The sequence below is a fragment of the Methylobacterium sp. AC315 genome, assembly GCF_979253755.1.
In genome coordinates this window covers 121,556-137,193 of record NZ_CEEDEA010000005.1, presented here as the reverse complement: position 1 = coordinate 137,193, position 15,638 = coordinate 121,556, and the positions used below count along the sequence as shown (strand labels likewise).

15 protein-coding genes are annotated in these 15,638 nt (G+C 68.7%); all 15 read left to right on the top strand.

The features are described from left to right. Nucleotides 1-11 precede the first annotated feature (11 nt). A complete protein-coding gene (locus AC0IY0_RS10775) occupies nt 12-1,505 on the top strand; it encodes an AMP nucleosidase (RefSeq protein WP_147937901.1) in 1,494 nt (497 codons plus the stop codon). Between the two features lie 157 nt (nt 1,506-1,662). After that, on the top strand, nt 1,663-2,244 hold the full coding sequence (locus AC0IY0_RS10770; protein ID WP_471763777.1) for a hypothetical protein: 582 nt from the start codon (nt 1,663-1,665) through the stop codon (nt 2,242-2,244). 188 nt (nt 2,245-2,432) lie between these two features. Continuing rightward, entirely contained in the window at nt 2,433-3,734 is a 1,302-nt protein-coding gene (locus AC0IY0_RS10765) for an SLC13 family permease (protein ID WP_471763776.1), read from the top strand. Nucleotides 3,735-3,866: 132 nt separating this feature from the next. Next, nucleotides 3,867-4,268 (top strand): succinate dehydrogenase, cytochrome b556 subunit, encoded by a 402-nt coding sequence (sdhC, locus tag AC0IY0_RS10760; protein ID WP_147910782.1) that lies wholly within the window; start codon nt 3,867-3,869, stop codon nt 4,266-4,268. Nucleotides 4,269-4,280: 12 nt separating this feature from the next. Further along, nucleotides 4,281-4,700, top strand: coding sequence for a succinate dehydrogenase, hydrophobic membrane anchor protein (gene sdhD / locus AC0IY0_RS10755; RefSeq protein ID WP_471763774.1), 420 nt, complete (start codon nt 4,281-4,283; stop codon nt 4,698-4,700). A 32-nt stretch (nt 4,701-4,732) separates the two neighbouring features. Further along, nucleotides 4,733-6,550 carry a succinate dehydrogenase flavoprotein subunit gene (gene sdhA / locus AC0IY0_RS10750; RefSeq protein ID WP_147910780.1) on the top strand — a complete coding sequence of 606 codons (1,818 nt, stop codon included), beginning with the start codon at nt 4,733-4,735 and terminating at the stop codon, nt 6,548-6,550. A gap of 93 nt (nt 6,551-6,643) precedes the next feature. Further along, entirely contained in the window at nt 6,644-7,468 is an 825-nt protein-coding gene (locus AC0IY0_RS10745) for a succinate dehydrogenase iron-sulfur subunit (protein WP_147937896.1), read from the top strand. Nucleotides 7,469-7,634: 166 nt separating this feature from the next. Beyond that, nucleotides 7,635-8,216 carry an AprI/Inh family metalloprotease inhibitor gene (locus tag AC0IY0_RS10740; RefSeq protein WP_471763772.1) on the top strand — a complete coding sequence of 194 codons (582 nt, stop codon included), beginning with the start codon at nt 7,635-7,637 and terminating at the stop codon, nt 8,214-8,216. Between the two features lie 151 nt (nt 8,217-8,367). Then, nucleotides 8,368-10,233 (top strand): ABC transporter ATP-binding protein, encoded by a 1,866-nt coding sequence (locus AC0IY0_RS10735; protein WP_471763771.1) that lies wholly within the window; start codon nt 8,368-8,370, stop codon nt 10,231-10,233. A gap of 203 nt (nt 10,234-10,436) precedes the next feature. After that, the gene (petA, locus tag AC0IY0_RS10730) at nt 10,437-11,030 is read left to right on the top strand and encodes a ubiquinol-cytochrome c reductase iron-sulfur subunit (protein WP_147906554.1); all 594 of its coding nucleotides are present in this window, start codon (nt 10,437-10,439) and stop codon (nt 11,028-11,030) included. 13 nt (nt 11,031-11,043) lie between these two features. After that, on the top strand, nt 11,044-12,330 hold the full coding sequence (locus AC0IY0_RS10725) for a cytochrome b (protein ID WP_471763769.1): 1,287 nt from the start codon (nt 11,044-11,046) through the stop codon (nt 12,328-12,330). Between the two features lie 18 nt (nt 12,331-12,348). After that, nucleotides 12,349-13,260 (top strand): cytochrome c1, encoded by a 912-nt coding sequence (locus AC0IY0_RS10720; protein WP_471763768.1) that lies wholly within the window; start codon nt 12,349-12,351, stop codon nt 13,258-13,260. A gap of 266 nt (nt 13,261-13,526) precedes the next feature. After that, nucleotides 13,527-14,402 carry an S-methyl-5'-thioadenosine phosphorylase gene (locus AC0IY0_RS10715; protein WP_147906557.1) on the top strand — a complete coding sequence of 292 codons (876 nt, stop codon included), beginning with the start codon at nt 13,527-13,529 and terminating at the stop codon, nt 14,400-14,402. An 87-nt stretch (nt 14,403-14,489) separates the two neighbouring features. Beyond that, nucleotides 14,490-15,077, top strand: a complete 588-nt coding sequence (gene hisB / locus AC0IY0_RS10710) for an imidazoleglycerol-phosphate dehydratase HisB (protein WP_147855552.1) — start codon at nt 14,490-14,492, stop codon at nt 15,075-15,077. Between the two features lie 81 nt (nt 15,078-15,158). After that, a complete protein-coding gene (locus AC0IY0_RS10705; protein WP_471763892.1) occupies nt 15,159-15,638 on the top strand; it encodes a DUF2628 domain-containing protein in 480 nt (159 codons plus the stop codon).

Below are 15,638 nucleotides of genomic sequence, written 5' to 3'. Positions count from 1 at the left end.
CGGGAGGGTTCATGATCGAGCGGGAATTGCGGCCGATGCAGGCCGTGGCGGATGCGGAGAGCGCAGTCGATCGCCTGGTCGAGCTCTATGACGGCGCCGCCGACGCCTTGCGGCAGGCGCTGGAGCGGTACCTTGCGGGCGGTCCTCCGCCGGACGCCACCGAGCGTCTCGCGTTCCGCTATCCCGAATTGCGGATCAGCTATCGCCCCGCCGGCCCGCTGCCGCGGGTGCGCCGCGCCACCGCCAAGCTCCAGGCCGCCGGCACCTACGCCACCACGGTCACGCACCCGGCCTTCTTCCGCCACTACCTCACCCGGCAGCTGCAGCCGCTGATCGACGATTACGGCATCCAGATCGAGGTGGGCCTGAGCGCACAGGAGATCCCCTATCCCTACGTGCTGGAGGCAGGGCTCGACGCGCGCGGGAGCACTGTCGACGGCGCCGAACTCGCGACCTACTTCCCCGTTCCGCTGCTGTCGCTGGTGGGCGACGAGATCGCCGACGGGACGTTCGATCTGGTGGACGGCGAGCCGCTGCCTCTGGCGTTGTTCGACGCGGTGCGGGTGGATTACTCCCTGCGCCGCCTGGTCCACTACACGGGGTGCGACTGGCGCGAGGTCCAGCCCTGGATCCTGCTCACCAACTACCACCGCTACGTCGATCAGTTCGTCCGGCACGGGCTGGAGCGCCTGGCTTCCGGCGCGGAGGGTTTCGAGCGGCTGGTGCTGCCCGGCGGCCTGTCGGTGAGCCGGGCGGAGGCCGCGACGGCCGATCCCGCCGCGGTGATCGCCGCTTCGCCCTGGCACCGCCACCAGATGCCGGCCTATCACCTCGTGGCGCGCGGCGCCGATGGCACCATGCAGGGCACGACGCTGGTCAATATCGGCGTCGGCCCCTCGAACGCGAAGACGATCACCGATCACCTCGCCGTCCTGCGCCCGGATTGCTGGCTGATGGTCGGCCATTGCGGCGGCCTGCGCCAGTCGCAGACCATCGGCGATTACGTGCTGGCCCACGCCTATCTCCGGCGGGACCGGATCCTCGACGAACTGGTGCCGCCGGACGTGCCGGTGCCGGCGCTCGCCGAGGTGCAGGTCGCGCTCCAGAGCGCCGCCGCCTCGGTGACCGGCGAGCAGGCGGAGGCTCTGAAGCGCCGGCTGCGCACCGGCACGGTGGTGACCTATGACGACCGCAACTGGGAGCTGCGGTTCAGCCAGGAGCGCCGGCGGATCAACCAGTCGCGGGCGATCGCGGTGGACATGGAGAGCGGCACGGTGGCGGCGCAGGGCTTCCGCCTGCGCGTGCCGTACGGGGCGCTGCTCTGCGTCTCCGACAAGCCGCTCCACGGCGAGATCAAGCTGCCCGGCGCGGCGAACGCGTTCTACGACCGGGCGGTGTCGGAGCACCTGCGCGTCGGGCTGGCGGCCCTCGACGCGCTGCGGGCCGACCGGCACGGGCTGCATTCGCGCAAGCTGCGCAGCTTCGACGAGCCGCCGTTCCGGTAACCCGCCGGACCCTCGATACAGTCAAGCTTTCAATATTTTCGTACAATTTTCGCATGACAGCGACTGACTGACACGGCGTATTCAGTCGTCGCGCCGGGATACCTGCGATCGATCGGACGTTGGAAAGTCATACTCCTCGCAAGGATTGGACTTTCTCATGAAGCGCTTTGCTCTCGCATCGACGGCTCTGCTGGCGGCCTTCACCCTGGTCCCGGCCGGCGCGGATGCCCGCGGCTTCGGCGGCGGCGGGTTCCGGGGTGGCGGCTTTCACGGCGGCGGGTTCGGCGGTGGCGGTTTCCGGGGCGGCGCGTTGGGTGGCGGCGGTTTCCGCGGGGCCGGCTTGGGTGGCGGCGGCTTCCGCGGTTCAGCTCTTGGCGGTGGCGGATTTCGCGGCGCGGGCATCGGTCATCCCGGCATCGGGGTCGGCCGCGGTGTCGGAGTCGGTGGCTTCCAGCGCGGCGGCTTCGCCAATGCCGGCCGCGGCGGTCTGATCGGCCATCGCGGCGGCGTCGGCCGTGGGTTCGCCAACCGCGGCTATTATGGCCGGGGTTATGGTGGTGGCTACGGCCGCGGCCTGGGCTATGGCCTTGCCGGTGTCGGCCTCGGATTGGGGGTCGGCTACGGTCTCGGCGGTGTCGGATACGGCTTGGCCGGCGACGGCTACGGCGACAGCTGCACCGGTGCCTTCGGCTACGGTTACGATCCCGCCTATTGCGGCACCTACGGCTACGGCTACTGAACGCCGTCCGCAGGCTCCGTCGCTGCCATGAAGGCCCGGCCGGAAACGGTCGGGCTTTTTTAGGCGCGAGGGCGGTTTCTGGACCCGTCAGCCTTCGCGGTTCGCGAAGGCTGCGTCGCGGACTGCCGAATTGCGAACGGTTCCAGACCGGCCCATGCAGGCGCTTGCACGCAGCGCGGGAGGGGCGGATGAGCGGAGGAGCGGTCGTTCCGGCGACAGCCGCCCTGCTGGTGTTGTGCATGGGCCTCTGGGCCACGGCACTCCTGCCGGAGATCGTCACTGCGCTCGCCTTCTTCGGTCTGGCGATGCTGCTGCGGCTTGGAACTGCCGCCACCGTGTTCTCGGGCTTCTCGGCCTCGGCGTTCTGGCTGGTCCTGTCCGGCATGGTCGTGGGCCAGGGCATGACCCGCACGGGCCTCGGCGCCCGCATGGCCGGCGCGCTGGCGGGACGCCTGTCCGGCTCCTACGCGCAATTCATTGCCGGCCTTGTGATCCTGAGCTTCCTGATCGCGTTCGTGATGCCGTCCAACCTCGGCCGGATCGCCCTGATGATCCCGGTGACGCTCGCGCTCTGCGACAGCTTCGGGCTGGTGCCAGGCCGGCCGGGACGGACCGGCGCGGTCCTGGCGGTCGGCGTCGCGACGCCGATCCTGTCGGCGGCGATCCTGCCCGCCAACGTTCCAAATCTCGTGATGGCCGGCTCCGCCGAGAAGGTGCTCGGCCTGCACCTCTCCTACCTGTCCTACTTCGTCCTTCACGCGCCGGTCCTGGCGGTGGTGAAGGGCGCCCTGCTGGTGGCGCTGATCGTGCGCCTGTTCCCCGACCGGCTCAGCCCCGACGCACACGCCCTGCCGGTGCCGCGGCCCGTCTCGGGTGCGGAACGGCGCCTGGCGGTGATCCTTGCCTGCACTCTGGCGCTCTGGATGACCGACAGCCTGCACGGCCTCGCCCCGGCCTGGGTCGGGCTCGCGGCCGCGGTGATCTGCCTGCTGCCCAGGATCGGGGTGCTTCCGCCCGAGTCGTTCCAGCAGGTGAACCTGCGGACCTGCTTCTACATCGCGGCGCTGCTGGGCCTCGTCGCCCTGGTGAACGAGACCGGCCTCGGGGCACGGCTCGGCCATGCGCTGCTGGCCGTGGCGCCGCTCACCCCGGACGCGCCGACCCAGAACTTCGCGGTGCTCGCCGGCATCAGCACGGTCCTGACGCTGCTCGTCACGGCCAACGGGGCGCCGGCCCTCTACACCGCGCTGGCGGGGGAGATGTCCCAGGCCAGCGGGCTGTCGGCGCTCGCCGTCGTGTCCGTGCAGGTGATCGGCTATTCGACGCTTTTCTTCCCCTATCAGGCGCCCCCGATCGTGGTCGCCAGCGAGCTCGGTGGCGTGCGCCTGCGGGACGCGACGCGACTCACCCTGGCTTTCGGGCTGGCCTCGCTCGTGATCGCGACACCCCTCGATTACGCCTGGTGGCGCCTCCTGGGCCAACTCAAGTGACAGATCCGCCGCCCTATCAACACGCCCCCCGCATTGCGCCGCAGCATGACACATTGCGGCTTGGGCCCGGAGGCACTAGCGCTACCACCAGATTAGAGACGGTCCAGTTCGCAGCTGCGAGGCTTCAACCCAATGGCACCCACCGCCCGCCCGACAGTGGCACAGCCGCTTTCACCGCATCTCCAGATCTATCGCTGGACCTGGACGATGGCGATGTCGGTGTTTCACCGTATTACCGGCACCGCGCTCTACGGCGGAACTGCCCTCGTCGCGATCTGGCTCGTGGCGCTTGCCTCGGGGCCGGCGGCCTATTCCTACGTCGCCTGGTTCTTCGGCTCGCTGCTCGGCCGCCTGATCTTGTTCGCCTACACGTGGGTGCTGATGCATCACATGCTCGGCGGCCTGCGCCACCTGGTTTGGGATACCGGCGTCGGCTTCGACCGGGAGAAGCGCCTGAACATGGCGCGCCTGACGCTGGTCGGGTCGATCGCGCTCACCATCGTCATCTGGGCGGTCGCCCTTCTGGTCCGCTGAGGGGAGGCCGGCATGGCTAAGGAAGAGATCCGCCAGGACACCCGCGTCTCGATCCGCACGCCGCGCGCGCGCGTCCGCGGCATCGGCATCGCCCATCACGGCGCCGGCCACTGGTGGCAGCAGCGGGTGACCGCGGCGGCGAACGCCGTCCTGATGCTGGCCTTCGTGGTGATCGTCGCCAACATGGCCGGCCGGGGCTATGTCGAAGCGACGCAGCTGATCGCGAAACCCTTCGTCTCGATCATCCTGATCCTGGCGCTCCTGTCGGTGACGATCCACATGCGGATCGGCATGCAGGTGGTGATCGAGGATTACGTTCACGGCCAGGGCACGAAGATCGCCGCCGTGTTCGCCAACAACATCTACGCGGTCCTGGTGGCCGTGGCTTGCCTCTACGCGGTCCTGCGCATCGGCTTCGGACAGCCGGCCTGAACCCCGCCATCACGCATTTCGAGGAGCCGATCATGGCCGCCAACGGCACCAACGGCAGCGGACCTGCCTACACCATCCACGATCACGCCTTCGACGTGGTGATCGTCGGGGCCGGCGGCGCGGGCCTGCGCGCCACCGTCGGCTGCTCCGAGGCCGGCCTGCGCACCGCCTGCATCACCAAGGTGTTCCCGACCCGGTCGCACACCGTGGCGGCGCAGGGCGGCATCTCGGCCTCGCTCGGCAACATGGGGCCGGACGATTGGCGCTGGCACATGTACGACACCGTGAAGGGGTCGGACTGGCTCGGCGACCAGGACGCGATCGAGTACCTCGTCCGCAACGCGCCGGCCGCCGTCTACGAGCTGGAGCATTGGGGCGTGCCCTTCTCCCGCACGGAAGAGGGAAAGATCTACCAGCGCCCGTTCGGAGGCATGACCACCGATTACGGCAAGGGCACCGCCCAGCGGACATGCGCGGCAGCCGACCGCACCGGCCACGCCATGCTGCACACCCTCTACGGGCAGGCGGTGAAGAACCAGACCGACTTCTTCATCGAGTACTTCGCCCTCGACCTGATCATGGATGAGGACGGCCGCTGCCGGGGCGTCATCGCCCTCGACCAGGCCACCGGCGAGATCCACCGGTTCCGCGCCCAGACCACCATCCTGGCCACCGGCGGCTACGGCCGCGCCTACTTCTCGGCGACCTCGGCGCATACCTGCACGGGCGACGGCAACGCCATGGTGCTGCGGGCCGGCCTGCCGCTCCAGGACATGGAGTTCGTGCAGTTCCACCCCACCGGCATCTACGGCGCCGGCTGCCTGATCACCGAGGGCTCGCGCGGCGAGGGCGGCTACCTGACCAACTCCGAGGGCGAGCGCTTCATGGAGCGCTACGCCCCCTCGGCCAAGGACCTCGCCTCGCGCGACGTGGTCTCGCGCTCGATGACCATGGAGATCCGCGACGGCCGCGGCGTCGGCAAGAACAAGGACCACATCTACCTGCACCTCGACCACCTGGACCCGAAGATCCTGCACGAGCGCCTGCCGGGCATCTCGGAATCCGCCAAGATCTTCGCGGGCGTCGACGTGACCAAGGAGCCGATCCCGGTCATCCCGACCGTGCACTACAACATGGGCGGCATCCCCACGAACTATCACGGCGAGGTGCTGACCCTGCGGGACGGCAACCCCGACACCGTGGTGCCGGGCCTCATGGCGATCGGCGAGGCGGCCTGCGTCTCGGTCCACGGCGCCAACCGCCTCGGCTCCAATTCGCTGATCGACCTCGTGGTGTTCGGCCGCGCCGCCGGCAAGCGCTGCGCCGAGATCGTCGAGCCGAACGGCCGGGCGCAGGAACTGCCCAAGGGCGCCACCGACAAGGCGCTCGAGCGCCTCGACCGCTTCCGCCACGCCAACGGCTCGACGCCGACCGCGGAGCTGCGCGCCGAGATGCAGAAGACCATGCAGAACAACTGCGCGGTGTTCCGCACCGGCGAGGTCCTGGAAGAGGGCAAGGGCCTGATCCACAAGGTCTGGAATGCCGCCTCCGACGTGAAGATCACCGACCGGTCGCTGGTCTGGAACACCGACCTGCTCGAGACCCTGGAGTTCGACAACCTGATCGGCCAAGCGGTGGTGACCATGGAATCGGCGGCCAACCGCAAGGAATCCCGCGGCGCCCATGCCCGCGAGGACTTCCCGGACCGCGACGACAAGGAGTGGATGAAGCACACCCTCTCCTGGCTCGACGAGGGCCGCCACCAGGTCAACATCGATTACCGGCCGGTGCACACGTACACGATGTCGAACGAGATCCAGTACATCGAGCCGAAGGCTCGGGTGTACTGAATTCAACACTCTCGATGCGCGCGTCGGACCGCGGCGTGCGTATCCGTCCAGACCGGTTTCCGGTTCTGACCGATATTGCCGGATATAAACGCGATGGCCCAGTTCAACCTTCCCAAAAACTCCCAGATCACGCAGGGACGCTCGTGGGCACCGCCTGCCGGGTCCAAGAACCTGCAGACCTTCAAGATCTACCGGTGGAACCCGGATGACGGGGCCAACCCGCGGATCGACACCTATCAGGTCGACCGCGACGATTGCGGCCCGATGGTGCTCGACGCGCTGTTGTGGATCAAGAACAAGGTCGACTCGACCCTCGTGTTCCGTCGTTCCTGCCGCGAGGGCATCTGCGGCTCCTGCGCCATGAACATCGAGGGGCAGAACGCGCTCGCCTGCACGATGGGCATCGAGGAGTGCAAGAGCCCCGACAACGCCCTTCCGATGATGACCCGCAAGGACAAGGACGGGGCGATCCGGATCTACCCGCTTCCGCACATGCCGGTGCTGAAGGATCTGGTCCCGGACCTGACCAACTTCTACGCCCAGCACGCCGCGATCGAGCCCTGGCTCCAGACAGAGACCCCCGCCCCCGAGAAGGAGTGGCGCCAGACCCCCGAGGACCGGTCGAAGCTCGACGGCCTGTACGAGTGCATCCTGTGCGCGTGCTGCAGCACGTCGTGCCCGAGCTACTGGTGGAACGGCGACAAGTTCCTCGGCCCGGCTGCCCTGCTCCAGGCCTATCGCTGGCTGATCGATTCGCGCGACGAGAACACCGGCGACCGGCTCGACGCCCTGCACGACCCGTTCCGGCTCTACCGCTGCCACACGATCATGAACTGCGCCAACACCTGCCCGAAGAACCTGAACCCGGCCAAGGCCATCGCCGAAATCAAGAAGATGATGGTCGAGCGGGTGGTCTGACCGCCGGATCTGAGGCGCCCCGGCCACACCGGGGCGAAAAGGCCTTCCGTCCGCAGCGGACTCGGGTGCGGCCGGCGCGGTCGCCTTGCCGTCAGCGCATTTGCCACCGAGTCAGGGCCCAAGGCGCCGCCGTGCGCTTTTCCCAAGCCTGATCCGAAGTGGTCCGATGCTGCGCCCGAGCCTGCCGACCTTCGCCGCCCTGTGCCTGAGCGCCACGCTCGGCGCCTGCGCGTCCACCCGACTGGAAAGCCCGAGGACGAGGGCTCCGTCGCAGGCGCCTCTCGATTCCGTTCAGGCGGTCCCGTCGGGCACGGTGACGGCGGCACCGCTCGCGCCCCCGCCCGGCGCGAGCGCCAGCCCCGACGCGCCGCCGCTGCCCGGCGTCCAGGCCAATGCGACGCCCAACACCCCCACGGTCATCGCCGAGCCGGTCGTGCCGCCGGCGCCGCCCCCACCCGTCGTCACCAGCGGCCGCGCCTCGGTGGTCGGCAGCTGGGACGCGCGGGACGCGACTGGCGGGAACTGCAAGGTGACCCTGTCCAGTGCCCCGGCCCTCGACCTCTACAAAGCCTCTGCGTCCGGCTGCCCCAACAAGGACCTCGCCCGGGTCTCGGCCTGGGATTTCCGCGATGGCGAGGTCTACCTCTATCAGCCCGGCGGCACGGTGGCGGCGCGGCTGCGCCAGGGCGGCGGCGCGCTCGAGGGGGCGCTAACCAAGTCGGGCGCCTCGCTCGCCCTGGCCCGCTGAACCGGATCCGCGACAACGGGATCGGCCGCGTCCGGCCGATCCTCAAGAAGGAATTTTATCTGAGGCCCCGGCGCCGCGACGACCGCGCGCGCTTGGCGGCCGACGGCCGGCACTTACATGGTGGGCTCTCCCATCTGTGCGCCCGGAAGACATGTTCCTGAATTGGCTTGAGCGCCGCGTCGATCCGTTCGCGCCCTTCGACGAGACGCGGACCCCGCCGCGGACGGTGCTTGGCTTCGCTGGGTTCTACCTGCGTCCGATCCGGGCGGCCCTGGTGGCGTTGTTCGTCATCGCGGTGGTGGCAGGGACCGTCGAGGCCTCGCTCTACCTGGTGATGCGCTGGTTCATCGACCTGCTGGCCACGTCCGACCGGGCCAGCGTCATGTCGGACCATGCGGTCGGGCTCGGGCTGGTATTCCTGCTGATCGCGCTGGTGCGGCCGATCTCGATCTGGCTGCACGAGGTGCTGTCCAACCAGCTGATCGTGCCGCAATCGACCAGCCAGATCCGCTGGCGGGCGCATCTCTACACCCTCGGGCATTCGCTCTCGTACTTCCAGGGCGACTTTTCGGGCCGCCTTGCGAACCGCGTCGTGCAGGTCGGTCCGGCGGTTCGCGAACTGGCCGTCGTGTTCATCGACACGCTGCTCTACGTCGCGATCTACGCGGTGACAGCGGTCGGGCTGTTCGGGTCGATCTCGCCCTGGCTCGCCCTTCCGGTGCTGGTTTGGATCGGCGCCTATGCCGCGCTCACGACCTGGTTCGTGCCCCGCGCCCGCGCCCGCTCGCACAAGACCGCCGACACCCGCTCGGTGCTGATCGGCCGCATCGTCGATAGCTACACCAACATCCTCACCGTGAAGCTGTTCGCCCGCGACCGCGAGGAGCGTGCGACGGTGCGCGACGCGGTGGAGGTCCATACCGACGCCTACCTGTACCAGTTCCGGCTGGTGACGCTGACGACCAGCGTGCTCGGGATGCTCAACAGCGCGCTGCTGATCGCCACCGGGGCGGCCTGCCTGATTCTCTGGCGGGACGGCAGCATGACCACCGGCGAAGCCTCGGCCGGCCTCGCCCTGATCCTGCGGCTCATCGCCATGTCAGGCTGGGTGATGCAGACGGTCCGCGGCGTGTTCGAGAATGTCGGGGTGATCCAAGAGAGCATGCAGACCATGGCGCGCCCGCACGCGCTGGTCGACGCCCCGGAGGCCCGCGAGTTGGCAGTCGCGGGCGGCGAGATCCGCTTCGAGAATGTCGGCTTCCATTACGGACGCGGCGACGCCACCGTGATCGAGGATTTCACGTTGACGATCCGCCCCGGCGAGAAGGTCGGGCTGGTCGGCGTCAGCGGCGCGGGTAAATCCACCCTCGCGAGCCTGCTGCTGCGCCTCTACGAGGTCGAGAGCGGCCGGATCCTGGTGGATGCCCAGGACATCGCGACGGTGACGCAGCAGTCGCTCCGCGAGGCCATCGCGATGGTCAGCCAGGACACGTCCCTGCTGCACCGCTCGATCCGCGAGAACATCGGCTACGGGCGTCCCGGGGCCACGCAGGAGGAAATCGTTCGCGCCGCCCGGCTGGCCCATGCCGACCGGTTCATCGCCGATCTCGTTGATCACAAGGGCCGCCGGGGCTACGACGCCCAGGTCGGCGAGCGCGGCGTCAAGCTGTCGGGCGGCCAGCGCCAGCGCATCGCCATCGCCCGGGTCATGCTCAAGGACGCGCCGATCCTGATCCTGGACGAGGCGACGTCCGCCCTCGACAGCGAGGTCGAGGCGGCGATCCAGGAATCACTCGACACGCTGATGGCCGGCAAGACCGTGGTGGCGATCGCCCACCGGTTGTCGACCATCGCGGCGCTCGACCGCTTGGTGGTGATCGACCGGGGCCGAATCGTCGAGGAGGGCACCCATGCCGAACTCGTCGCCCGCGGGGGCGTCTACGCCGGCCTCTGGGCCCGCCAATCCGGGGGCTTCCTGGACGGTGGAACGACCCGTCTCGACAGCGCCGTGGCGTAGCAGCGCAGGCCGGGCGCTGCCCTGCAACATATGACAACGATCGTGACCTAAGCGCGTCCTCCGGCGCCCCGGCATAGCTTGACTTGGGGGTGGCAGACGGTCTCATTGCTCAGATTAGAACGATAATGCTTTGATCTCGGTACAGCCGGGACATCAGGGCAGGGCACCTGCGGCCCTCACGCCGACGCACGGAGTTCCAAATCTTGGCGACCACCTCCGCCACTACTCCCGCATCCCGGGAGGGCAGCGCCCACGACGGCAGCTCCCAAGACGGCAGCCGCCGCGACTTCCTGTTCCTCGCCACGGGGGCTGGCCTCGCCGTCGGTGCGGGTGCCGCGGCATGGCCGCTGGTCTCCTCCATGGCGCCCGACGCCGACACGATCGCGGCCGGGGCGCCGATCGACGTCGATCTGACGCCCATCCAGGACGGACAGATCGTCAACGTCTTCTGGCGCGGCAAGCTGATCTTCGTCCGCAAGCTCACCGCCAAGGAGGTGACCGACATGGAGGCGGTCCCGCTGTCGGCGATGATCGATCCGGCGGCCTTCCCGACCCGGGTCAAGAAAGGCCACGACCAGTGGCTGATCGTTTACGGCAACTGCACGCATCTCGGTTGCGTGCCGATCGGTCACCAGGGCAGCTTCGAGGGCTGGGCGTGCCCCTGCCACGGCTCGCAGTTCGACGCCGTCGGGCGCGTCCGCCACGGGCCGGCCCCCATCAACCTGCCGATCCCGCCCTACGCCTTCGAGACGGATACGAAGATCCGGATCGGCGAGGGTGGCAAGGAAGCGGCGTGAGAAGGACGCGGACATGAGCGGAACTGCCAGCACGTACGTCCCGAAGAGTCGCGTCGCCAAATGGTTCGAGGCCCGGCTGCCGATCGCCGGGCTCGTGCACTCGTCCTTCATCGCCTATCCGGTCCCGCGCAACCTCAATTACTTCTGGACCTTCGGGGCGATTCTCGCCGCCTTCCTGGGAATCCAGATCGTCACCGGCGTCTGGCTGGCGATGCATTACGAGCCCTCCGCGACAGGGGCGTTCAACTCCGTCGAAAAGATTATGCGCGACGTGAACTACGGCTGGCTGCTGCGCTACGCGCACGCCAACGGCGCGTCGATGTTCTTCGTGGCGGTCTACGTCCACATGTTCCGGGCGCTGTACTACGGGTCGTACAAGGCCCCGCGTGAGGTGCTCTACATCCTCGGCGTGATCATCTACCTGTTGATGATGGCGACCGCCTTCCTCGGCTACACGCTGCCGTGGGGCCAGATGAGCTTCTGGGGCGCCACCGTCATCACCAACATCCTGGCGGCGATCCCGGTGGTGGGCGACACCATCCAGACCCTGCTGTGGGGCGGCTACTCGGTCGGCAACCCGACGGTGAACCGGTTCTTCTCGCTGCACTACCTGCTGCCCTGGATGATCGCCGGCGTCGTCGTGCTGCATGTCTGGGCGCTGCACGTCACCGGCCAGAACAACCCGGCCGGCATCCCGATCAAGTCGGGCAAGGACGCGGTTCCGTTCACCCCCTACGCCACCGTCAAGGACGTGTTCGCCACCTGCGTGTTCATGATCCTGTTCGCGTGGTTCCTGTTCTACCAGCCGAACTACCTGGGCCACGCCGACAACTACATCCCGGCCAACCCGGCGGTGACGCCCGCGCACATCGTGCCCGAATGGTACTTCCTACCGTTCTACGCGATCCTACGGGCCGTCCCGAGCAAGCTCGGCGGCGTGATCCTGATGTTCTCGGCGGTGATCATCCTGGCGTTCGCGCCGTGGCTGGACTGGTCGCGGGTGCGCTCCTGCAACTACCGGCCGATCTACCGCCAGTTCTTCTGGGCGTTCATCGGCGCGACCTTCCTCCTGGGCTGGCTCGGATCCCAGCCGCCGGAGGGGGGCTACGTGATCGCGTCGCAGATCTGCACGGCCTATTACTTCGCCCACTTCCTGATCGTGATGCCGCTGTGCGGCCTGTTCGAGACGCCCAAGGCGCTCCCGGCCTCGATCCTGGAGAGCGTGACCGGGCCGGGCAAACAGGTGAACGGATCGGGGATGCCGGCGGGCGCCGCCGCCGCTCCGATTACCAAAGGCTGACGGGGTGACGACGGAACCATGATGATGACCCGCGTCCTCTCGACGACCGCTGCCGCCGCCCTCGCGGCGCTGCTGATCGGCGCCGTGCCGGCCTCCGCCCAGGAAGGGCATGGCGGCCCGGTGCCGGGCCGCGTCAACTGGAGCTTCGCCGGCACGTTCGGCCGCTTCGACACCGCCCAGCTCCAACGGGGCTTTCAGGTCTACAAGGAAGTCTGCTCCGCTTGCCACTCGATGAAGCTGGTGGCCTTCCGCAATCTCGCGCAGGAGGGCGGGCCGGACTTCTCGGCCGCGCAGGTCAAGGCGCTGGCCGCGACCTACCAGGTGAAGGACGGCCCGAACGATGCGGGCGACATGTTCGACCGGCCGGGTCGGCCGGCGGACACGTTCCCACCCCCCTTCCCGAACGACCAGGCTGCGGCGGCCGCCAACGGCGGCAAGGCACCGCCGGACTTCTCGGTGATCGCCAAGGCGCGGACCTTCTCCCGCGGCTCGCTGTACTTCCTCACCGACTGGCTTCCGCTGATCGGCTATTCCGAGCAGGGGCCCGACTACATCCACGCCCTCCTCAACGGCTACGAGGAGGCGCCGAAGGACTTCACGGTCCCCGATGGCGGCCACTACAACAAGTACTATCCCGGCCACATCATCGCGATGCCGCCGCCGATCACCGACGGCCAGGTCACCTACGCCAAGAACGACGCCGGCCAGCCCGTGGTCCCCGAGACGGTGGACCAGTACGGCAAGGACGTCTCGGCCTTCCTGATGTGGGCGGCCGAGCCGCACATGATGGACCGCAAGGCGCTTGGCTTCCGCGTGATCCTGTTCCTGATCATCATGTCGGGGCTGCTCTACTACGTGAAGAAGAAGGTCTGGGCCGATGTCGGCGGCGAGGTCCACGGCCTCCAGCCGGAGCTGCACAAGACCTTCTGAGGCGCCGCCTCTCCGATCCTGCTGGGTGGGCCTCCTTCGGGGGGCCCACCTTTTTTGCGCTGGGACTGCGTGCTACCGGTCGGCGAACGCGACGGTCCGCCTCCCGGCAACGCAGATGCCCTCCTCCCCTCATCCTGAGGTACCCGCGTCGGCGGGCCTCGAAGGGGAGCTCCAGGGATAGCCGCTGACGCAGGAGGCCTCCGCTCCGCTCCGGCACCTCACGATGAGGTCGCGGATTGGACGAACCTCACGAAAGGGAAACCGGCATGACGGCAGCGGTGCTCGGGGTGATGGGCGGGTCCGGGGTCTACGACCTGCCGGGCCTGGAGGACGTGCGCGAGGAGCAGGTCGCATCGCCCTGGGGCGAGCCATCGGACGCCCTGCGCATCGGGCGGATCGGCGACACCAAGATCGTGTTCCTGGCCCGCCACGGGCGCGGCCACCGGTTCTCGCCGTCGGGCATCAATTACCGCGCCAACATCGACGCGATGAAGCGGGCGGGCGTGACGGATCTGGTCTCGCTCTCGGCCTGCGGATCGTTCCGCGAGGAGCTGCCTCCGGGACTGTTCGTGCTCGTGGATCAGTTCGTCGACCGCACCCATGGGCGCGCGTCATCGTTCTTCGGCGACGGCTGCGTGGCCCATGTCTCGCTCGCGCATCCGGTCGGCCCGACCCTGCAGGCGCACATCGCGGCGGCGGCCAAGGCCGAGGACATTCCCGTCCATCGCGGCGGGACCTATGTCTGCATGGAGGGCCCGCAATTCTCGTCGCTCGCCGAATCCCGCGCCTACAAGGCACAGGGGTTCGACGTCATCGGCATGACCAACATGCCCGAGGCGAAGCTCGCCCGCGAGGCCGAGATCACCTACGCGACGATCGCCATGGTGACCGACTTCGATTGCTGGCACCCCGGCCACGACGCCGTGGACGTCGCCGCGGTGATCGCCGTGGCCCGGGCCAACGCCGACAAGGCCGCCCGGCTGGTGGCACGGCTCGCCCGCGATTTCCCGGCCACGCGCGAGCCCTGCCCGGCGGGTTCGCACCGGGCGCTGGACGGCGCGATCATGACCGCGCCGGCCGCCCGCGACCCGGCGGTGCTGGCCAAGCTCGACGCTGTGGCGGGCCGGGTGCTGAACGGCTAGGGCGGCGTCGCCCTTTCCATTCCGAACGAAGTCACACTAGAACGCCCGCGCGGCCGCAGGCCGGCCCCGACGCAAAGTCCTCATAAAATGCGCAGCGCCTCCATCAGCCGGAAGACCGCCGAGACCGACATCGCGGTTAGCGTCGGCCTCGACGGGACCGGGCAGTCGAAGATCGCCACCGGCATCGGCTTCCTCGATCACATGCTGGACCTGTTCGCCCGGCACGGCCTGTTCGACCTGGAGGTCAAGGTCGACGGGGACCTGCATATCGATCAGCACCATTCCGCGGAGGATTGCGGCATCGCGCTGGGCCAAGCCTTTGCCAAGGCGCTCGGCGACAAGCGCGGCGTGACGCGCTACGCCGACATCCACCTGCCCATGGACGAGGCGCTGACGCGGGTCTGCGTCGATATCTCGGGGCGGCCGTTCCTGGTGTTTCGCACCACGTTCAAGGTGGAGAAGATCGGGCAGTTCGACACCGAGCTGGTCCGCGAGTGGTTCCAGGCCTTCGCGATGAATGCCGGGCTGACGCTGCACGTCGAGACCCTGTACGGCGACAACGCCCACCACATCGCCGAAAGCTGCTTCAAGGGCTTGGCCCGCGCCTTGCGGAAAGCGGTCGCGATCGATCCCCGCGAGGAGGGACGCGTTCCCTCTACGAAGGGCTCCCTGTAGACCGTCGTTTCGTCCTTGAGTTTGCACCGTCCCGAAAACATCGTTCGGGATAGCGCCGGAGCCGGGAGACCCGCCATGCGGATGCGCAGCTACACGCTCCACCTGCCGATCGATGCGCGGCCGGGCGAGTCCATCGGCCTCGACAGGGCCGTGCTCGTGCCGGACGGCTTTGCTTGGCCGGCCTTCGCCTTCGGCGTGCTGTGGTTCCTGTTCCACCGCCTCTGGATCGCGGCGCTCATCGTCCTGGCGGGGTTCCTGGCCCTGGCCGGCATCGGCCATCTTATGGGGTTGCCGGCGGGAATCGCCACGCTCGTCACGCTGCTGGCCTCCTGGCTGGTCGGCCTCGAAGCCTCGAGCCTGCGCCGCTGGACCCTGGTGCGCCGGGGATGGCCGGCCCGGGATGCCGTCATCGCCGCTACCCCCGAGGAGGCTGAAGCCCGGGCCCTCAACCGCTGGCTCGATTCGAGCGCAGCGGCGCCGCGGGCGCCGTTCCCGGCCGGGCCGACCCGACGCACCGAGCCGGTGATCGGCCTGTTCCCCGCGCAGGAAATCGCCCGGTGA

Excerpts from the sequence above, each read along its gene's own strand:
- AC0IY0_RS10705 (WP_471763892.1), top strand. The coding sequence starts at position 15,159 with ATGCGCAGCTACACGCTCCACCTGCCGATCGATGCGCGGCCGGGCGAG.
- AC0IY0_RS10765 (WP_471763776.1), top strand. The coding sequence starts at position 2,433 with ATGAGCGGAGGAGCGGTCGTTCCGGCGACAGCCGCCCTGCTGGTGTTG.
- AC0IY0_RS10735 (WP_471763771.1), top strand. The coding sequence starts at position 8,368 with ATGTTCCTGAATTGGCTTGAGCGCCGCGTCGATCCGTTCGCGCCCTTC.
- AC0IY0_RS10745 (WP_147937896.1), top strand. The coding sequence starts at position 6,644 with ATGGCCCAGTTCAACCTTCCCAAAAACTCCCAGATCACGCAGGGACGC.
- AC0IY0_RS10720 (WP_471763768.1), top strand. The coding sequence starts at position 12,349 with ATGATGATGACCCGCGTCCTCTCGACGACCGCTGCCGCCGCCCTCGCG.
- AC0IY0_RS10740 (WP_471763772.1), top strand. The coding sequence starts at position 7,635 with ATGCTGCGCCCGAGCCTGCCGACCTTCGCCGCCCTGTGCCTGAGCGCC.
- hisB (WP_147855552.1), top strand. The coding sequence starts at position 14,490 with ATGCGCAGCGCCTCCATCAGCCGGAAGACCGCCGAGACCGACATCGCG.
- sdhA (WP_147910780.1), top strand. The coding sequence starts at position 4,733 with ATGGCCGCCAACGGCACCAACGGCAGCGGACCTGCCTACACCATCCAC.
- sdhD (WP_471763774.1), top strand. The coding sequence starts at position 4,281 with ATGGCTAAGGAAGAGATCCGCCAGGACACCCGCGTCTCGATCCGCACG.
- AC0IY0_RS10725 (WP_471763769.1), top strand. The coding sequence starts at position 11,044 with ATGAGCGGAACTGCCAGCACGTACGTCCCGAAGAGTCGCGTCGCCAAA.
- AC0IY0_RS10715 (WP_147906557.1), top strand. The coding sequence starts at position 13,527 with ATGACGGCAGCGGTGCTCGGGGTGATGGGCGGGTCCGGGGTCTACGAC.
- sdhC (WP_147910782.1), top strand. The coding sequence starts at position 3,867 with ATGGCACCCACCGCCCGCCCGACAGTGGCACAGCCGCTTTCACCGCAT.
- AC0IY0_RS10770 (WP_471763777.1), top strand. The coding sequence starts at position 1,663 with ATGAAGCGCTTTGCTCTCGCATCGACGGCTCTGCTGGCGGCCTTCACC.
- AC0IY0_RS10775 (WP_147937901.1), top strand. The coding sequence starts at position 12 with ATGATCGAGCGGGAATTGCGGCCGATGCAGGCCGTGGCGGATGCGGAG.